The sequence below is a fragment of the Pseudomonas sp. MDT1-17 genome (assembly GCF_054898105.1).
In genome coordinates, this window is record NZ_JBUBVM010000001.1 from 2802632 (window position 1) to 2822263 (window position 19632).

The following is a 19632-nucleotide window of genomic DNA, read 5'->3' on the forward strand; positions in this document are numbered from 1 at the left end:
AACGACGGCCGGCTCTACTGGTGCCCTTGGACCCATGGCAGGAGTTGGCGATGAGCAATGAACAAGGGCCGGTCGCGGTGATTACCGGTGCCGCCAGTGGTATTGGCCGAGGCCTGGCCGAACACGCGGCAAAGCAGGGCATGCGTCTGGTGTTGGCCGACCTGGATGCCCCAGGCCTGCAAGCGCTGTGCGATGAATTACAGGCTGGCGGTGCGCAGGCGATGGCTTGCGTCACGGATGTAGGCGATCTGGCGCAGGTTGAGCGCTTGCGCGATATCGCCGTCGAGCACTTTGGCGGGGTTGATCTGCTGTTCAACAATGCTGGAGTGATGCAGACCGGCTACAGCTGGGAAATCACTCAGAGGCAATGGCAACGGATGCTGAACGTCAACCTCAACGGGGTGATCAACGGCATTCGCAGTTTCGTCCCGTTGTTTCTGCGTCAGGGGCGAGCCGCCCATGTGATCAACACGGCGTCCCTTGCTGGCCTGGTCAGCAGTCCGTTGATGGCGCCGTATAACGTTACCAAACAGGCCGTGGTCGCCCTCTCGGAAACCCTCCATTACGAATTGACCATGCTCGGCGCGCCGGTGTCGGTTTCAGTGCTGTGCCCAGGTCCCGTGGCAAGCGAAATCATGGCCTCGAACCAGGTGGTCGACACAGCCGGTTCTTCTTTCAGTCAGCTGCTGGACAGCACGATTCGCCAAGGTATGACGCCGACTGAGCTGGCAGCGCACGTGTTCGTCGCCATCGCTGAAAAGCGCTTCTGGATCTTCCCCCACAAAGGTTTCAAACCCGCCCTTGAGCGAAGGGTGCAAAGCATCCTGGAAGAAACCAATCCGCAGTTTCAAATGACCGATGTAGAGGGAGATGCCCATGCCGCTCGATAAGCAGATCACCGCGGTGCTCCAGCAATTTCGCGACCTGCCGGAGCCCGATTTCAGCCAGCTCGATGCCGAGCAATATCGGCAGTTTTGCGACAACCTGCAGCCCGCCATCCCCGGCGACCCGATGATCGAAGTGCGTCACCTGCGGGTCGCCGGCGCGGCGGGCGAACTGGATGCGCGGCTGTATCGGCCACTGGAGCAGGACAACCTGCCGCTGCTGGTGTACTTCCACGGTGGCGGTTTTGTCATGGGCAACCTCGACACCCATGACAACCTCTGCCGTTCACTCGCCAGTCTGACGGAGGCGGTGGTGGTGTCGGTCGCCTACCGACTGGCACCGGAAAACCATTTTCCGGCGGCACCGCTGGATTGTTACGCGGCCACGTGCTGGCTGGTCGAGCACGCGTCTGAACTGGGCGTCGATGGCAGCCGGCTGGGTTTGGCCGGGGACAGTGCCGGGGGTAATCTGGCGCTCGCCGTCAGTCGCCTATGCGCACAACGGCAAGGGCCAAAGATCAGTCACCAATGCCTGTTTTACCCGGTCACCGATGCGCGATGTGACAGTCAGTCTTATGAGGATTTTGCCGAGGGCTATTTCCTCTCCAGCGCCATGATGTACTGGTTCTGGCAGCAATACCTGCAGGACACCGGGCAGGGTGATGATCCTTTGGCTTCGCCCTTGCGCGCCGACAGCCTGGCGGACCTGCCGCCGACCACCTTGATCAGCGCCGAGTTCGACCCGTTGCGTGACGAGGGCGAAGCGTTTGCCCTGCGCTTGCAACAGGCGGGCGTGCCGGTGCGCGTGCAGCGCTGCGAAGGCATGATTCACGGATTTATCAGCATGGCGCCGTTTGTCGAGCGCGCTGCGCAAGCCTTGTCCGATGCCGCAGCAGACCTGCGCAGGGCGCTATCTGAAGCAAACACATAACTTGTAGGAGCGAGCTTGCTCCGGGCGGCGTTCCGACGATGGCAGAGTTACAGGCGATATAGATGTTGAAAGTGCCGGCCTCTTCGCGAGCAAGCTCGCTCCCACAAGGGATTCATGGTGTTCACAGGCTGTGTGTTTACCGACGATCAACTGTGGGAGCGGGCTTGCTCGCGAAAGCGGAGTTAACAGCGACATAGATGTTGAATATGCCGGCCTCTTCGCGAGCAAGCTCGCTCCCACAAGGGATTCATGGTGTTCACAGGCTGTGTGTTTACCGACGATCAACTGTGGGAGCGGGCTTGCTCGCGAAAGCGGAGTTGCCAGCGACATAGATGTTGAATAGGCCGGCCTCTTCGCGAGCAAGCCCGCTCCCACAAGGGACTCATGGTGTTCACAGGCTGTGTGTTTACCGACGATCAACTGTGGGAGCGGGCTTGCTCGCGAAAGCGGAGTTACCAGCGACATAGATGTTGAATATGCCGGCCTCTTCGCGAGCAAGCCCGCTCCCACAAGGGATTTAGGGTGTTCACAGGCTTTGTGTTTTCCGACGATCAACTGTGGGAGCGAGCCTGCTCGCGAAAGCGGAGTTAACAGCGACATAGATGTTGAATGTGCCGGCCTCTTCGCGAGCAGGCTCGCTCCCACAGGTTCTGCGTGCCTTAAGGTTTTATTCCCCGCAACATGTCCTTCGCCTGATCCTGCACCGCACCGGGTGCACTCATGTTGCCGTCGATCACGGTGATCACCGCATGCCCCTGCCACAACTGATACGCATCGGCCTGTTGCTGGGCGGCTGTGGGTGTCGACGGGGCGACCAGGTTGACGTGAATTACGCCGTCGGCGCCGCGCTGAGAAGTGAAGTTCACCCGGTCCCAATTGCCGATCGGTGCAAAGCTCACCCCTTTGACCTCACTGGCCGCCAGCGCCGGGTAGTTGATGTTCAGCCCGCTGACGCCTGGCAAACCGAGCACGTTCAGTTCGCAGTGGTGTTTGTTTTTTTCGCAGGTCTGTCTGGCTTGTGCACCCGCCAGGCTCGCCTGCTCGATAACCGTTACCGCGAACCGGGCGGTGTCGTCCATGGCGCCGAGGGTTTTGCGGTAGCCGGCCTGTTGATCGTGGATGATCAGGTCCATGTCGATGGCCGTCGACACCGCCACCGCCGGAATGCCCTTGAACATCGCGCGAACCGCAGCGTTCAAGGTGCCGGACATTTGCGTCAGCGGGCCGACGTTTTCACCGAAGTTGCTGCCCGACACCACCAGGTCTGGCCGATTGTCCTTGAGCAGCACGTCCAGGCCGACATTGACCGCATCCACCGGGGTGCCGATGGCGGAAGTCTTGCCTGGGGGCGGGGTGTAGGCATCGGGTGGTCCGACGCAAAACCTGCCGGGCGCCAGTTCGGTCACCGCCAGCGCCTGGCCGGGCACGACCACGCTGGCCGCGCTGATACCACTGCTGTCGTTCAACGGGCCGACCAGGGTCACCTGATGCCCGGCGACCGTCAGCGCCCGGTACATCGCATCGATGCCGGGTGCCCGGCAGCCATCGTCATTGGTCAGCAGAATGTTCAGGGCATTGGCCTGCATCGACAGGCCTGCGCCCGCCATGGCAATGGCGCCAGTGAGCAGTTTATTCATGGGGGATTTTCCGTGAAATGAGCGAGTTCAAGAAAGCACAACGCCCCGACCGAGTAAATCGGTCAGGGCGTCGAGGGTTTAGCGGGTGCCGAGTTTGCGCAGGTTGCCGGGGGTGAATTCGTCTTCAGTGAAGGCGGTGGCGTTGAGTTTGGCGGGCTTTTGATCGATCAACATTCGGTCAACCAGATACGAACCGGCGATCAGGTCATGGTAGAGCCCGAGGCGAGCGTGGTAACGCTGCAACTCGTAGGCGTAGATCGAGGTCTGCATGTTGGTGCGCCAAAGCTCGCCGCGGCTGTCGTAGTTGTCGGCCAGGGTCGCGGCCCAGGAGTCCTCGTCCAGATACAACACACGCTTGGCGTAAACATGCCGGGCACCTTCTTTAAGCGTTGCCTGCAAGACCCAGACGCGGTGCTTTTCATAGCGCATGTACTGCGGATCGATGTGGCCGGTGGTGGCCAGGATCTGGTCGGTACTCACGCTCGGGTCGTCGATCTTGTAGTTGTGGTACGGGATGTAGATTTCTTTCTTGCCGACGATGGTCCAGTTGTAGCGATCCGGCGCACCGTTGAACAAACGGTCTTCGTCATACACCCGGAAGCCGCCGGCGCCGCTTGGCGAGTCATAGCCTACCGTCGGCGCTCGACGTACCCGACGTTGCCCCGGGCTGTACTGCCAGGCCTGGCGAGGGGAGGCGGTCGGGTTGATGAACTCGTGACCGACGACAATCTCGCCTTTCTTGCGCACCGGTTCCAGGGTGGTGATCAGGAAGTTGGTGAGAATGCCGTTGGCGCTCTCCAGGGTTTTATCCGGGCTGGACCAGATCGAAAAGATCTTGTAATTGACCTCTTCCAGTACCCGTTCCTTGTTGGAGTACACCACGGCCTGACCGTAGTTGGCCTCTTCGGTATTGGCGCGTCCGGCCAGGGTATGGTTGAACATCAACTCGCTGCCGTTCTTGGGAATCGGGAACGGCGAGGCGCCCCAGGCGTTTTGCGTGTCGTTGTTGTCGTTGGCCAGTTCGGCGCTGACCGCGTTTTTCTTGACGAGGTCTTCCAGGCGCTGATCGAAACGGAAGTCGCGATGGCTCGGGTAAACCGGAATATTGAAGGTTGCGGGGTAGCGTTTCAGCAGTGCCTTCTGGCCATCGGTGAGGTTGTCGGCGTACTTGTCCATGTTCTGCGCATTGATCACGAACAACGGTTTTTCCGCCGCGTACGGGTCCGGGTACGGCGTACCGGGGCCGGCGTACTTGAGTTGCGGTGGCAGGCCGCGCCATTTGCCGGTCCAGGCCGGGATGCTGCCGTCGGCGTTAGCGGCTTTTTCGGCGCCCATCGGGGTCAGGTCCTGGCCCAGGCGTGCGGCTTCTTCATTGCTGATTTTGGCCTGAACCAGGCCACTGCCGAGCAGGCTGACGGCCAGCGCCGTGCCCAACAACGTGTGGGTAAATCTAGACATGCTGTACTCCTCCATCAGGGGATTCAGAACCGGTATTTGAAGTTGAGCGCGACGTTGTCGCGGTCGGCCAACGGGGCGTTGTTGGCGTTGCCGAGGTAGGCGTTGTAGCGGGCTTCGACGGTGAAGTTGCCGAGGTAACGCCATGAGCTGCCGATGCTCGCACGGTCGTCGCCCTGGCCTGAGTTGATCGAGCCCACCAGTGCGCTGTCATGCTGGGCCGCGGTGCTGTAGGTGACGGGCACCGACATGTCCCAGCCGCTGAACACGTTGTTGTAATCGAAGTTCGCCTGAACCGTGTAACCGAAGGCGTCGCGGTCATAGACCAGACTGTCGGTGCCCGGCAGTGAGAATCCGGGGGCCAATGTCACAGGTTCCGACTTGTCGTTGCTGAGCACGGTGTTGTAGACCAGCTCACCGATCAGGGTGGTGTTGTCGGCCCATGATGTCGGGCCGAGCACGTAGATCATCGACGTCTGCGCCTGCATGGTTTTGCCGCGCACCGGGCTTGAGAAGCCGTTGTCGACCATCACTGGCTGACCGTCGCGGTAGCTGACTTCACCGGCCCAGCTCACGCTGCCCAGCACCGTGGCGAAACTGGCGCCGTACAGGTCGATGTTGTCGAAATAGCGCACTCGGTAGTGCCCCAGGTCGGTCTGGAAATCCAGCGACGGGGTCTTGTCGTGGTAGCGCGAGTAGTAGAGGCCGAACTCGGTGTTGTTCAGCGACTCTACCGCATAGGTCAGGGCCACACCGTATTGGCCGCTGTCGCTCGGCTTGTCGTCACCCAGGCGTGTCAGGAAACCGCTGGCGTCGTTGAAGCCACCCTCGTCGATGAAGTCGGTGGTGGAAAAGTAGCTACCCACGCCGAACAGCTCGGTCTTTTCCCATTTGTATTGGTAGTAGGCCTGCAGGTCGAGGCTGTCGGTCAGGCTGAACTGCGTGAACAATTGGCCGACGGGCAGCAAGATCTCCTTGACCTCAACCCCAGGAGTGGTCGACTTGGTCGCATCCACCGGGCTCTGGGCGGCAGAAATGCCGGGGTAGAACAGGCTTTCACCCCAGCTCACCACCTGATTGCCGAGCCGCGCGTTGAAGTTGTGGCCGCCGATGTCCCAGGTGCCATACGCGTAGTAATCGAGCATGCGCAGTTCATTGCGGTGTTGGTCGATGGTGTCCTGGGAAAACCGATCGGGACGGTTGCAATGACCGCCGGCGAAGCAGTTCGAAGTGCCCGTGTCGTTGTCGTTGCCCTGATCGTAAACGTTGTCGTAGAAGCCCGTCCCACGCAGGAACACGCCGTAGTCCTCACGCCATTTGATGTTGGCCTCGGTGAGAAAACCGCTGCGGTTGTTGATCAGGCTGCCTTTGTCGAACGCGTTGTTGCCATCGTTGCCGTTGGCATTGGCCGTCAGCTTGTGATCGCGAGAGTCGGTCCGCCAGGCCAGGCTGTACGTCAGTGTGGTATCCCAGTCGACGCTCAAATCCTCGCTCGGCTGGAAACTCATGGCGCTGGCTTGACTGCCCAGTCCACCAGCCAGCAAGAGCATGGCCAGCTGTACGCGAGGGTGCAGCGATTGTGGGGCGATTATTGTTTTTATCATGTCGTCCTCATGCCCAGGTCAGACCTGCCCGACCTGCATTTCAGGGGGGTGATTGGTGCTGTGGGCGACTATGGAGTCAGCAATCGGGCGCAACATCGTCCAAGCGGACTAAGCGATTTGAAGGGGAGGGCAGTCGTCTGCGCCTTAGTCCCATCGGACGATGAACACTCAGTGCGCGCGGCGAACAATCCCGAGACCGACTGCACCGGGCGAAGATCTGGCGGCGGCGGTTTCTGCCTGATGGGCGCTGAGCAAGGGTGATCGCATGAACGCTGCCGGGATCAAATGGGATGAGTGCTGCGATGTACTGGTGATTGGCTCCGGAGCAGGGGGCATGACCGCTGCATTGCGCGCCCACGATCTGGGCCTCAATGCGCTATTGATCGAGAAGAGCGCCGAATATGGCGGCACCTCGGCGGTGTCCGGCGGCGGCATCTGGATACCCGACAACCACCGGATCAAAGCCCTGGGCGGCAGCGATTCAGCAGCCGAAGCGATTGCCTACATCCGGGCGGTAACCCACGGCGAGGTCGATGACGGACGAATCGAAGCCTATGTCGAGCACGGCAGGGAAATGGTCGAATACCTCGAACAACAGACCCGCGTGCGTTTCGAGGCGCAGCCTCGTTATGCCGATTACTACCCGGAAGTCGAAGGCGGAAAACCGGGTTACCGCTCCATGGATCCGCAACCGTTTGACGCCGCCGAACTGGGTGAGGAATTTCTGCGCATGCGTGCGCCGTCTCCCGGAACACTGATGATGGGGCGCATGGCGATGACCATGAAAGAGGCGCAGGTACTGTTGTGCCGTGGCCCTGGCTGGTTGCGACTGACGCTGCGGGTGATGTGGCGTTACTGGCGTGACCGCGAGGGGCGACGGTTGTCACGCCGCGACCGCTTCCTGACCCTTGGCAATGCCTTGATCGGCGCCTTGCGCTGTTCGTTGCAGGATCGCGGCAAGTCCCTTTGGCTGAACTGTGCACTGGAAGAATTGCTGCTCGTTGATGATCGGGTTGGCGGCGCTCGCGTCTGTCGCGACGGGCAGTTACTCAACGTCAAGGCCCGCTACGGCGTGATCATCGCGGCCGGTGGTTTCGAGCGTAATCAGGCGATGCGCACCCAATACCTGCCGCAGCCGACCCAGGCCACCTGGAGTGCCACGCCGCCGCACAATACCGGTGACGGCATTCGCGCCGGTCAGGCAATCGGTGCTCGCACTGCGCTGATGGACCATAGCTGGTGGGCGCCGACCACCCATGTCCAGGGCGAAGAAAAGCAGCGTGCACTGTTCGTCGAGCGGACCTTGCCGGGTTGCGTGTTGGTCAACTCTGCCGGCGAGCGTTTCGTCAACGAAGCGGCGCCTTATACCGATATCGTTTACGCGATGTACGCCAACAACCGCGAAGGCGCGGTGAGTGTGCCGTGCTGGATGGTGTTCGACGCCGAATTCCGCCGCAAGTACCCCTGCGGCGCGTTACTGCCAGGCTACGCCCAGCGCGATTGGCAGCTGCCCGAGCACCTGCGTGAGTACTTTTACAAAGCTGCGAGTTTGCAGGCACTGGCAGAAAAAATCGGCGTCGACGGTGCCGGTCTGGTCCGCACAGTGCAGCGTTTCAACGGCATGGCCGTGCAGGGTGTCGACACAGATTTCCATAAAGGTGAATCACTGTTCGATCGCTACTACGGCGACCCGAATGTGCAGCCCAATCCTTGCCTGGCGCCATTGCTCAAAGGTCCGTTCTACGCCGTGCGCATTGATGCCGGGGACATCGGCACCAAGGGTGGTTTGCTGACCGATGTTCACGCCCGCGTATTGCATGAGGACGGGCAACCCATCAACGGTTTGTATGCCATCGGCAACAGTGCCGCTTCGATGATGGGGCGCACGTACCCGGGCGCCGGTTCGACCATCGGTCCGGCGATGACCTTCGGTTACGTGGCGGCCAATCACATCAAGCGCCAGAGCCAGACCAGCTCGGCCAAAAGCCTGTTCAGGAGCGTCGAATGAATCAGCCACTTAAACACGTCGCGGTGGTGACCGGCGCCAGTCGCGGGGTCGGTCAGGGTATCGCCCTGGCCCTTGGCGCTGCGGGCATGACGGTATTCGTCACCGGACGCGCTCCGGAACACGGCGGATCGAATGTGTACGGGCATGCATTGCGCGGCTCACTCAAGGACACGGCTGCCGCGATTACGGCGGCGGGTGGGCGGGGCATCGCGGTGGTCTGCGATCATGCCGATGATGCGCAGGTTCAGGCACTGTTCGCCCGGGTTGAAAAGGAATGCGGGCAACTGGATCTGCTGGTGAACAATGCCGCGTTCATTCATGACCAGTTGATTGAACCGGGACCTTTCTGGGAGAAGCCGCTGGACCTGGTGCGCATCCTCGACGTCGGCCTGCGTTCGGCGTATATCGCCAGCTACTATGCCGCGCCGTTGTTGCTGAAAAGGGGGGGGCTGATCTGTTTCACCTCGTCATTCGGTGCCGGGTGTTACATGCACGGCCCCGCGTACGGCGCGCAAAAGGCGGGTTGCGACAAACTGGCGGCCGACATGGCCATCGACTTCGAGGGGCGGGGCGTGGCGGCGTTATCGCTATGGCTTGGCCCGCAACTGACCGAACGCACACGGATTGCCGGCGAACAACATGGCGAGCAATACCGGGCGTTTCTGGCGGATGCCGAAACCCCGCAATTCACTGGCCGGGTGATTCACGCTCTGCTTAATGACCCGCAGTTGATAGCGTTCTCCGGGCAGACCTTAATCACCGCCGAAATAGCTGCCGGTTACGGCATCAGCGAAGCCGGCGGCCGCCAGCCACCCTCCCACCGCGCCATGCTCGGCGACCCGCGCCAGCAGCATCAGGCGCGGGTGATCTAGTCCACATTCGGCAGGTCAAACACAAAACCCTGTGGGAGCGAGCTTGCTCGCGAAGGCAATTGTTCATTCAACATTGATGCTGACTGATACACCGCTTTCGCGAGCAGGCTCGCTCCCACAGGGATTGCATTTAACTGACGGGGTTTGACGCCCACTCACGCAACACATTCTTGGTCACTTTGCCCGCTGCGTTGAGCGGCATGCTCTCAAGTACTCGCACCCGGCGCGGGACTTTGTAGTTGGCCATCTGCTCGCGGCACCAGGCGAGGAATCGGGCCTGCTCGATCTCTATGCCCGGCGCCGGCAGCAGGAAGGCCATTGCCACTTCACCCAGACGTTCATCGGGGATACCGATCACCGCAACCTGGGCCACGCCGGGGTAGGTCAGCAAACAGTGTTCGATCTCCGCCGGGTACACGTTGAAACCTCCCGTGATGAACATGTCCTTGAGGCGGTCGGTGATGCGCAGATAACCCTGTTCATCGAGCACGCCGATGTCCCCGGTGTGCAGCCAGCCGTCGGCATCGAGGACTTCCTGACTGGCCGGCAGATCATTGAAATAACCCTGCATCAGGTTGTAGCCGCGCACCTGAACCTCGCCGGGGATGTTGGCCGGTTGGCTGTTGCCCGTGCTGCCAACGCAGCGGATTTCCACGCCAGGCATGGCCCGGCCGCTGGTGTTGGCCACCAATTCCGGCGAATCGCCAGGACGGCAGATCGTCGCAAAACCGCAGACTTCGGTCAGACCATAGGCGGTGACGATGGTGGCAAACCCCAGTTCGTCACGCATGCGCCGGATCATTTCCACCGGAATCGCCGCGGCACCGGTCACTGCTACCCGCAATGACGTCAGGTCAAAATCGCTGCGTTGTGGGTGGGCGAGCAATGACTGATAGAGGGTCGGCGGGCCAGGCAGCACGGTGATCCGTTCGCGCTCGACGCATTCAAGCACTGTCCGCACATCAAAAATCTGCTGCGGCACGATGGTGCAGCCGCGCATCAGCGCCGCCAGCCAACCGGCCTTGTAACCGAAGGAATGGAAGAACGGATTGACGATCAGGTAGCGATCGCCCTCACGCAAACCCACCACCTCGCTCCAGTCGCGCACCACCCGCAGGTTTTGTCCGTGGCTCGTCATCACCCCTTTGGGCTTGCCGGTGGTGCCCGAGGTGAACAGCAGGTCAGACAGCGTTTGCGGGTCAACGCCCCGTTCGCGGGTTTGCAGCGCCAATTGCGGCACCTCGTCCGCCAGCGCGAGAAAATCTTCCCACGCCAGCGTGCCCGAACCACCACCGCGCAAGGTGACGATCTGGCGCAGCGCCGGCAATTCTTCAGGCGCCAGCATGCGCGGGTAGTCGGCACCGAGAAACTCACCGATGGCAAACAGCACGCAGGCGCCGCTTTCGCGAAGGATGTAACCCGCCTCGCTGCCTTTCATGCGGGTGTTGAGGGGTACCAGTGCAGCACCGACAGTTTGCAGCGCACCGGCGGCCACGATCCATTCCCACATATTAGGCGCCCATATCGCCACCCGATCCCCGGCCTTTACGTCCAGCGCCAGCAGCGCGCGGGCGGCTTGTCGGCGCAGTTGGTTGAGTGCCCGGTAACTGATCGAGCGCCCGTCATCCTCGATGGCCGGGCGGTCGCCGTAGGTCTGGGCAGCGTTGGCGAACAGTTGGGGAATGGTCTGTGCGATTACGACGGGCGGCATGGGGCCTCCTCGGCTAGAGGACAAGTGCGAAAAGGGGGAGGCCGGGCAGGGTGCCCGGCTGGATAGAAGTTACGCGGCGGGCGGGGCGAAGCGGCGACCGGCGGAGAAACCACCGTCCACGGCGATCATCTGGCCGCTGACAAAGGACGCCTCGTCTGAAGCCAGGAACAGCGCGACGTTGGCCACTTCTTCCGGTTGCCCGGAGCGATTGAGCATGTGCTGCGAGGCGAAGAAGGCGTGGAAGGCTTCCTGCTCACGGACCATGCTGGTCATCGGCGTTTCGATCAGGCCTGGGCACAAGCCGTTGACGCGGATATTGGCGTAGCCGTAGTCGATGGCCATCGAGCGGGTCAGCTGGTTAATGCCGCCCTTGGAGACGTTGTAGGCGACATTGCCGTCGCAGCCTTGCAGACCGAAAATCGAACCGACGTTGATGATTGAGCCACTGCGCTGCGACTCCATTGATGGCAGCGCATATTTGCTGGTGAGCATGCTGCCCGTCAGATTGATGTCCATCACCCGTTGCCAGTTGGCGGTGGTGGTCTGAGTGACGCTGCCCTGGTCGGCGACGCCGGCCGCGTTGACCAGCACGTCGATGCGCCCGAAGTGGCCGATGACTTCTTGCATGACCTGCTGGACCTGCGCTTCATCGCGCACATCGAGGGTCATGAACAGGCCAGGGAAATCCGCCGGTGCCGTGCCGATGTCCAGCCCGACCACGTGCGCACCTTCAGCGGCGAAGCGGCGTACGCAGGCCAGGCCGATCCCCGAAGCGCCGCCGGTTACCACCGCGACCTTATTCTGCAAACGAGCCATAACTGCACCTCTTTTATTGTTGTGGGCTAATGCTGTGGCCGAGTCTAACTGCAGACCGGGCCCGGGTGATCGTCCGTTGAGACTATGGCGACAGAGCGTCTCAATTGGGGAATGCTGTGGCTCTCCACCCCCCCTGTAGGAGCTGTCGAGTGCAACGAGGCTGCGATCTTTTGATCTTGCCTTTGAAAAATCAAAAGATCGCAGCCTCGTTGCACTCGACAGCTCCTACAGGGGAACGCGTACTCAGTCAGGGAATTTGAGCCGTACCCGGGCGCCGGTTGGACGGCTCTGGCAGGCCAGCGTCCAGCCTTCGGCCAATTCTTTGGGGCTGAGCACATCGTTGCGAGCCAACTGGATCTCTCCTTCCTGGACGACACACATGCAGGCCCCGCAAAAACCTTCTTCGCAAGAAGAGGGCACGTCCAGGCCTGCCGCTTTGCAACTTTGCAGCAGGGTGTCGCCAGGCCGGCAGGCAATCTCGTGCTGTTGACCATCGAGCTCGACAATCAGCGCCTCGCACAGTGATCCGAGGGCAGCCGCCCGGGCCAGGGTTTCTTCGGCCAGTAGTTCGTCGGGATCCGGAGGGGAGAGGAAGCGCTCGACATGGATGCGTTCGGCGGCTTCGCCCAGACCCAGCAGCGTGCGCTCCACGGTGTCCATGAACGGCCCCGGTCCGCAGATGAAGTAATCACCGCCAGCCGAACCGCGCAGCAGATGACGCACCTGAGCCTCGGTCAGGAAACCCTGAACCGAGTCGAGGACGTGCACCACGTGCAGTTGATCAGGATGCGCCTTGATCAACTGCCGCAGCTCATCCTTGAAAATCACCGAGGCTTCTTCACGGTTAGCGTAGATCAACTTGATCGGCCGCTGGCTGCTGTGCAGCGTCGATTTGAGAATGGAAAACACCGGGGTGATGCCCGAACCTCCGCCGAAGAGCACCAACGGCCTGGAGTCGGCGTCCTGCTGATGCTGGTCCACACAGAAATGCCCGGCTGGCGGCAACACCTCCAGCCAGTCACCGACCTGGACCTCGTTCATCCAGTTCGACACCCGACCGCCCTCGACCCGTTTGACCGTGACCTTGGGCAGCGCATCCGCCAGCGGCGAGCTGGCCATGGAGTAACAGCGGGTCAACAGCTTGCCGGCGCAGGTCACGCGAAACGTCAGGAACTGGCCCGGTTTGTAACGAAAGCGCTCACGCAAGGTTGGCGGTATGTCCAGCACCAGCGAGCGCGCATCAAAGGTCTCGTCGATCACCGCGCACACTTGCAATGAGTAGCTTCCCGTCGTTGATTCGGCCGGTGTCAGGTTCTGCTGTTGCGTGCCCATGTTCACCTCGGTCTCAGAGCCCGCTGATCAATTGGGCGTTGTCGACGCGGATCTCGGCACCGTTGACGAAACGTGACTCGTCAGTGGCGAGGAACAGCACCACATTGGCAATGTCCCGGGGCGCGCACATACGATTCATCGGGTCTTGGTCAAGGGCTTCCTGAGGGATCGGCTGGCCGCCGGTCAGGGCCTGGGTCATCGGCGTGTTGACGCCGTCCGGGTGTACGCTGTTGCAACGAATGCGATAGCCCTGCTGTTTGCAGTGCAAGGCGATGGAACGGGTCATTGCCGCCACCGCGCCTTTGGACGCCGAGTAGGCACAGAACATCGGCATCGCGCCCAGCGCTGCTACCGACGACATGTTGATGATCGAGCCGCCGCCGGTTTCTTTCATGGCCTGGATCGCGTACTTGCAGCCGAGGAAGTAACCGTCGCCATTGATCTTCTGCACCTTCTGCCACAGTTCCAGCGTGGTGTCTTCGATGCTGCCCAAGGCCAGAATCGCAGCGTTGTTCACCAGTACATCGAGGCGTCCGAAGTGTTCCAGGGTGGTTTTGATCACCTGTTGCCAGTCGCTTTCACTGGCTATGTCATGGCGAATGAACAGCGCATTGCTGCCGATTTCTGCGGCGACCTGGCGACCGGCTTCTTCGTTGAGATCGGTCAGCACGACTTTGGCGCCTTCACGGGCCAGCAGCAGAGCGTCTTCGCGACCGATGCCGCTGGCGGCGCCGGTGATGATGCAGACTTTGCCTTCTACACGTTGCATTGTTGTTCTCCTGAGCGTGTGGTTTTAAGTGCGACCTGGTCGGCCACATGGGCAGCGGCACGGCGACCGGAATAGATGCAATCGGCCAGCGACAGGCCGGAGACATACAGATTTGAAGCGACCCCGACCGCATTGCGACCGGCGCTGTACAGACCGCGGATCGGCCGACCTGCGTGGTCCAGCACCTGGCCGCTGCGTTCGCAGACTTTTAATCCACCGAGGGTGATGACGGGGCAGGGGAACAGGCGGCTGGCGAATGACAGATCCAGGGCGTACCACGGGCCTTGTTCCATATCGGCGAGCATGGCTTGCGACTTGCAAAAAGCATCAGCGACGTCGCCCCGAGCGGCGCGGCTGTAGGAGGCCACGCTCTGTTGCAGGGCCTCGGCGGGTAATCCGCAACGCTTTGCCAGACCCGTGAGACTGCTGCTGCGCCGAGCGTTGAACAGCAAGTTGAGCAGCACCGGCAGACGCTGGAATTGCCAGACTTTGCCCGGACCGACCTGGCGCAATGCCTCGCGCACCAGCGCCCGGTTGAGAATCAGCATTGCGCGGCCGTCCTGCTCTTCGACCATGGCATGGCCGAGGGTCGCACCGTAGATTTCTTCGTTGGCATAGCGATGCCCGCGCGCGTTGACGATCAGTCCTCGGGCCCAGGCCAGCGGTGGATTGATAAAACGCCAGGCGCTGATTTTGTCCATCCGCGCCACGCTGCCTCCGGCGCTCTGACCCAGGGCGATGCCGCTGCCGTTGCAGCCAGTGGTCCCCAGCGGCAACCCGGCCAGGTACTGCGGCGCATGCCGGCGGACCCAGTCGCGATTGAAGATAAACCCGCCGCTGCTCAGCAATACACCGTGTTCGGCGCGAATCAACAGGCGCTCGGCACTGGTCTGTTCGATGCGTCGCAAGCGAGCGCGCAAACGGTCGGCCAATGCCGGGGCATACATGTGGATGGCGCTGGCCCAGCGTGAAAGCCGGGCATGTTGACGGGCGGCGTGGCTACCGGGCGGCAGCTGCCAGGCTTCGACCCCCAGCACTTGATCGCTGGTATCGAGCACCAGCCGCCGGACTTCGCACTGGCTGCGCAGGCGTGCGCCGTGGCGCAAGGCGCTGGCCTTTAGCGGGGCGAACAGGCTGGCGCCGGACATGCCGGGGCCTTTGGTGCGGTGACCGCGAGGTGCCGGTTTGGCAATGGCGGCATAGGCCGGCACCGCTTCGTTGCCGGAGTAATAGAGGTAGTACTGATCGCTCGGGTATGAAGTTTTATGCGGCGGCATGCTGGATTCGAACGCAACGCCTTGTCGCTCAAGCCACGCCAGTTGCTCGCCACTGCCTTCGCAGAAATCTCGCAGCGTCTGGCTGCTGACGGCTTCGCCGACTTCCTGACGCAGGTAGTTGAACATCGCTTCACTGGTGTCGTCATAGCCGGCCTGGCGCTGATAGGGCGTGCCGCCACCGGCATACACCACTCCGCCACTGATCGCGGTGGCACCACCCCCTTCGAAGCGGTCCAGTGCCAGCACCGCCAATCCGCGACTGGCCGCTTCGATGGCGGCACAGGTGCCGGCGCCGCCAAAACCGACCACTAGCAAGTCGCAGCGATCATCCCAGTTCAGCTGGTCGGCGCTGCTTATTCGTAGTGCCGTCAACCCGTTCAGGCTGTCCATTTTTTCAGGCCTCAGCCGGCGAAAGCGAAGGAGGGTGCGGGTTTGGCGGTGGTGGTGTAGCTGCCGTCGAGGTAGACCAGCGGGGTGATCGCGGCGCTGGTGTGGATTTGCAGGATGCGCCCGATGAAGACGGTGTGGGTGCCGTAGCTGAAGTGGCCGTCCTGGCGGCAGAGGATTGCTGATTGGGCATCTCCCAGGTAGGGAATGCCGCCGGCGCTGGTCAGCCAGTTGCCGCGGTCGAACCGTGCTTCGCCTTTGATCGCACCGCTGCACAGGTGTGCGAGGTCTTGTTGCTCGACGCCGAGGATGTTGACGCAGAAGTCTGCGCCGGTGGCCAGTGCGGCGTGGGGGGAGGCGGTTTTGTTGATGCAGATGAGCAGCGATGGTGGTTCGGTGCTGAGGGAATCGACTGCCGTGGCGGCCATGGCGAAACGCTCAGAGCCATTGCTGGTGCTGATTATGGTGACTGACTTGGCCAGGCGGCGCATGGCCTGGAGCATGTCGGCTTTCAGATTGACGTCGTTCATCGCACTAGCCCTTTTTGTTGTGCATGGAGTGCGGTGGATTCTTGCTCTGACGCCCCGCTATAACATCGTCCGAGGGGACTAGGCCTTGGCGGCCTCTGGGCCGACCAGGCTCTTGTTGATCGAGTACATATCCATTCCTTCGGTTATGGCGGCTGGCGGTTTCGCCCTTACGGCGAGTCCCTTTTTCAAACGCCAAAAAGGAACCAAAAGGCTTCGCCCCGAGCGTCCGGCCCCTCGCTTAGGCTCGGCGTTCCTTCGTTCCGGTATCCATCCGGGGACACTGCCCTCCGGTCTGCTTCGCGACGACCTACATGCAGCGTGTTCGACTGCGTCGAACGGCGCTGCGCGCCACTCCCCGGATGAATACCTCCACTCAGCCTCCCGAAGGGGCGGGTGGATCAAGATCAAGAGCTGCAGGCGAGCTAACGCTCGGCCTGTTGAGTGGTGAGAAGCGAAAGGCGAAAGGCGAAAGGCTCAGGGCGTGATGGCGTCCTGACAGCCGACCAATCTCTTTCTGCTGTATGCAATCTCCCTGTAGGAGCTGCCGCAGGCTGCGATCTTTTGATCTTCGCTTTTCTCTCAAACCACATGGTCCGTTTGAGGGATGCCCACCATTGCGCACATTGCTTGAATGCCAGGGTAGGGGCGCTACACACGCCCCGCTGCACGCGCGCCCCGGCGGATGGGGTGAACAAAGGAGAACAATAAAAATGCTCAATCAAGACCTGATTCGCCAGCGTCTGAGCCAACGTGCCCGCGAGCTGGTGCCGATCCTGCGTGAACGCGCCCTGAATGCCGCGCAAGCCGGCCAGTTGCCTGAAGAAACGCTGAAGGATTTCCAGGACGCCGGCTTCTTTCGCATCCTCCAGCCTTCTCGCTGGGAAGGCTATGAACTGGAGCCCAAGGATTTCTTTGACGTGCAGATGACCCTGGCTGAAGGCTGCATGTCCTCGGCCTGGGTGTTGGGTGTGGTGGCGATCCATAACTGGCAACTGGCGCTGTTCGATGACCGTGCGGCACAAGATGTCTGGGGCGCCGACTCCAGTGTGCTGATCTCTTCTTCCTATATGCCGGTGGGCAAGGTCGAGCGGGTCGAGGGTGGTTTCAAGCTGAGCGGGCGTTGGGGGTTTTCTTCCGGCAGCAAACACTGCGACTGGGTGTTCCTGGGAGCGCTGGTGCCACCGGAAGAAGCCGGTGGAGCGCCGGATTACCGGACTTTCCTGGTGCCGCGCAGCGACTACCAGATTCTCGACAACTGGAATGTCATGGGCCTGGAAGCCACCGGCTCCCACGACATTCTGGTCGAAAACGCCTTTGTGCCGGAGTACCGCACTCATCGCGCCTTTGACGGTTTCATGCAGAACAGTCCGGGTAACGCCGTGAACACCGCGCCGTTGTTTCGCCTGCCGTTCGGGCAGATTTTTGTGCGTGCGGTGTCGTCCTCGGCCATCGGCGCGCTGCAAGGTGCGGTAGATCAGTTTGTCGAGCACAACCGCGCGCGGGTCGGGGTCAACGACGGTCGGAAAATGGTCCAGGACCCGTCCGCGCAATCCGCGCTGGCCAACGCCATGGTCTGCGTCGACGAGTGCAAGACCGTGCTGATGCGCAACTTCGCCCTGATGCTGCAACGGGCCCAAAGCGCAGAGCCGTTGAGCATGTCCGAGCGGGTGAAGATGCGTTACGACTCGGCGCTGGTGGTCGACAAGTGCGCCAAAGCGGTTGCCGACTTGATGTTCAACAGCGGCGCCTCGACCATCTTCCGCAGCCACGCAATCAACCGGGCATTCCGCGACATTCACACTGGCCGCGCCCACGTCGCGAACAACCCGGCCAAGTACGCCTGGAATCTCGGCGGGGTCAGCATGGGCCAGGACAGCAATGACTTTTTTCTCTGACTTTTTCCTACGGCTCTTTCCATGAGTCGGCTAGTCCGTTTGCGTGATTCGAGCGCCCCTTTGATGCCCGAGCATGGGCACAAGGCGTACGTCTCCGGCGCCGACTGCGCATCCAATAAACACAAGGATCAACCATGAAATTTTCACTAATTTACGAAGCCCAGACGGTGGACTCCAGCCGTGAAGGCGACCGCAGGATTTTTGAAGACACCGTCGAGCAGGCTGTGCTGGCTGACAAGCTCGGCTTCGACACCTTCTGGTGCGTGGAGCACACGGCGCTGAGCAACTACTCGCACATGTCCGCGCCGGAAACCATGCTGGCGTTCGTCGCCGGTAAAACCGAACGCATCGGTATCGGCCACGGCGTGGTCTGCCTGCCGCCGGCGATGAATCACCCGGTGAAAGTCGCGGAACGCATAGCGACCCTCGACCTGTTGTCCAAAGGCCGGGTACATTTTGGCGTCGGCAAGGGTGGCACCCAGCAGGAGGCCGGCACCTTCGGCTACGACCTGGCCACGTTGCAGCCGCAGATCGACGAAATGATGTACTTGATCCCGAAGATGTTCGTGCAGGACGAAATCGAACATAACGGCGACTTCGTGCAGATCCCCAAACGACCCATCCACCCCAAGCCTTATCAAGACCCGCACCCGCCGATGTACCTGGCCTGCACCAACACCGACTCGCTGAAAAATGCCGGCGGGCGCGGCATGGGTGCCTTGGTACTGGGCTTCGGTGGCCCGGAAGAAATCGCCAAGAAAGTCGCGGTCTACCATGAAGCCTGGGACAACCGCGACGAGAAGAAACAGGTGGGTTTCCGTCCCAACCGGCACATCGCGGCACTGTGCCCGGCCATTGTTCTTGAAAACAATGAAGAGGCGCGCCGCATCGGTATTCGTGGCCAGCGCTACTTCATGGAATCGTTGGGCTACTGGTACGGCGGTGGCGAGCGCCCGGACCCGGAGAAGTGGAAGGACGACACCTTCGTCGATGGCAACGGCCAGAGCGTGATCAAGTCGCGCTTCGCCTCGGAAGAAGTCAGCGTCGATTTCTCCGACCCGACCATGGCCATGATGAACCCCAACCACGCTTACGGCACGGTCGAGGATTGCATCGGTTACGTGCAGCGCCTGATCGACGCCGGCGCCGACGAGATCCTGTTCATCTGCCAGATGGGTACCGTGCCGCAGTGGGCGCAACTGGAGACCTTGCGCAATATTGGCGAAAAAGTGATCCCGCATTTTCGCAAGGCGTGAGCCCCGACACTTAAGTAACTGAACACCGCATAACCCCTGTGGGAGCGAGCCTGCTCGCGATAGCGGCCTTACATTCAACATCAATGTTGAGTGTTATGGCCCCATCGCGAGCAGGCTCGCTCCCACATGTTTTTATGCCCCCACCAATCATTTCCGCTAGTCCCATTGGACGATGTTGCCCCCGCGCAAACCCGTTTGAATAGCCCTACATAAAGTCTCCCCCGGCCACCGCCGAGGGGCGGCTCGGCCTGACAAAAACGAGGAGTGC

At 61.3% G+C, this 19632-nt stretch carries 15 protein-coding genes; 6 read left to right on the forward strand and 9 right to left on the reverse strand.

Translation table 11 applies throughout. From position 1 onward, the window contains the following. The first annotated feature begins 50 nt into the window (after positions 1 to 50). Both ACYZTX_RS13000 and ACYZTX_RS13005 read left to right on the forward strand, forming a co-directional pair. Positions 51 to 890, forward strand: coding sequence for an SDR family NAD(P)-dependent oxidoreductase (locus ACYZTX_RS13000; RefSeq protein WP_462034369.1), 840 nt, complete (start codon positions 51 to 53; stop codon positions 888 to 890). Beyond that, positions 877 to 1815 (forward strand): alpha/beta hydrolase, encoded by a 939-nt coding sequence (locus ACYZTX_RS13005; protein WP_462034370.1) that lies wholly within the window; start codon positions 877 to 879, stop codon positions 1813 to 1815. The genes ACYZTX_RS13000 and ACYZTX_RS13005 overlap by 14 nt, the downstream gene beginning before the upstream one ends. A gap of 659 nt (positions 1816 to 2474) precedes the next feature. On the opposite strand, the gene ACYZTX_RS13010 is transcribed toward ACYZTX_RS13005, so the two are convergent. The 3 genes from ACYZTX_RS13010 to ACYZTX_RS13020 form a co-directional block, all read right to left on the reverse strand. Continuing rightward, positions 2475 to 3452: a 5'/3'-nucleotidase SurE gene (locus ACYZTX_RS13010; RefSeq protein ID WP_462034371.1), complete on the reverse strand. Its 978-nt coding sequence runs from the start codon at positions 3450 to 3452 to the stop codon at positions 2475 to 2477. Between the two features lie 78 nt (positions 3453 to 3530). Then, the gene (locus ACYZTX_RS13015; protein WP_462034372.1) at positions 3531 to 4910 is read right to left on the reverse strand and encodes a DUF1329 domain-containing protein; all 1380 of its coding nucleotides are present in this window, start codon (positions 4908 to 4910) and stop codon (positions 3531 to 3533) included. 23 nt (positions 4911 to 4933) lie between these two features. Next, positions 4934 to 6511 carry a DUF1302 domain-containing protein gene (locus tag ACYZTX_RS13020; protein WP_462034373.1) on the reverse strand — a complete coding sequence of 526 codons (1578 nt, stop codon included), beginning with the start codon at positions 6509 to 6511 and terminating at the stop codon, positions 4934 to 4936. Positions 6512 to 6776: 265 nt separating this feature from the next. Between ACYZTX_RS13020 and ACYZTX_RS13025 the strand changes: the two genes are divergently transcribed. Then, positions 6777 to 8519 (forward strand): FAD-dependent oxidoreductase, encoded by a 1743-nt coding sequence (locus tag ACYZTX_RS13025; RefSeq protein ID WP_462034374.1) that lies wholly within the window; start codon positions 6777 to 6779, stop codon positions 8517 to 8519. After that, a complete protein-coding gene (locus ACYZTX_RS13030; protein ID WP_462034375.1) occupies positions 8516 to 9391 on the forward strand; it encodes an SDR family NAD(P)-dependent oxidoreductase in 876 nt (291 codons plus the stop codon). The genes ACYZTX_RS13025 and ACYZTX_RS13030 overlap by 4 nt, the downstream gene beginning before the upstream one ends. A gap of 130 nt (positions 9392 to 9521) precedes the next feature. Here the strand turns inward: ACYZTX_RS13030 and ACYZTX_RS13035 are convergent, their stop codons facing one another. The 6 genes from ACYZTX_RS13035 to ACYZTX_RS13060 form a co-directional block, all read right to left on the reverse strand. Continuing rightward, a complete protein-coding gene (locus ACYZTX_RS13035) occupies positions 9522 to 11102 on the reverse strand; it encodes a FadD3 family acyl-CoA ligase (protein ID WP_462034376.1) in 1581 nt (526 codons plus the stop codon). Positions 11103 to 11171: 69 nt separating this feature from the next. Continuing rightward, entirely contained in the window at positions 11172 to 11918 is a 747-nt protein-coding gene (locus tag ACYZTX_RS13040) for an SDR family NAD(P)-dependent oxidoreductase (protein ID WP_462034377.1), read from the reverse strand. Between the two features lie 243 nt (positions 11919 to 12161). After that, on the reverse strand, positions 12162 to 13250 hold the full coding sequence (locus ACYZTX_RS13045; RefSeq protein ID WP_462034378.1) for a 2Fe-2S iron-sulfur cluster-binding protein: 1089 nt from the start codon (positions 13248 to 13250) through the stop codon (positions 12162 to 12164). 13 nt (positions 13251 to 13263) lie between these two features. Then, entirely contained in the window at positions 13264 to 14019 is a 756-nt protein-coding gene (locus ACYZTX_RS13050) for a glucose 1-dehydrogenase (protein WP_046049827.1), read from the reverse strand. Further along, a complete protein-coding gene (locus tag ACYZTX_RS13055) occupies positions 14007 to 15686 on the reverse strand; it encodes an FAD-binding protein (RefSeq protein WP_462034379.1) in 1680 nt (559 codons plus the stop codon). Before ACYZTX_RS13055 ends, ACYZTX_RS13050 begins: the two co-directional genes overlap by 13 nt. An 11-nt stretch (positions 15687 to 15697) precedes the next feature. Beyond that, positions 15698 to 16213, reverse strand: coding sequence for a flavin reductase family protein (locus ACYZTX_RS13060; RefSeq protein ID WP_462034380.1), 516 nt, complete (start codon positions 16211 to 16213; stop codon positions 15698 to 15700). Positions 16214 to 16923: 710 nt separating this feature from the next. Here ACYZTX_RS13060 and ACYZTX_RS13065 point away from each other — a divergent pair. Together ACYZTX_RS13065 and ACYZTX_RS13070 are read left to right on the forward strand one after the other, a co-directional pair. Further along, positions 16924 to 18108 carry an acyl-CoA dehydrogenase family protein gene (locus ACYZTX_RS13065; RefSeq protein WP_462034381.1) on the forward strand — a complete coding sequence of 395 codons (1185 nt, stop codon included), beginning with the start codon at positions 16924 to 16926 and terminating at the stop codon, positions 18106 to 18108. Positions 18109 to 18242: 134 nt separating this feature from the next. Beyond that, a complete protein-coding gene (locus ACYZTX_RS13070) occupies positions 18243 to 19364 on the forward strand; it encodes an LLM class flavin-dependent oxidoreductase (RefSeq protein ID WP_462034382.1) in 1122 nt (373 codons plus the stop codon). The last annotated feature ends 268 nt before the right edge of the window (positions 19365 to 19632 follow it).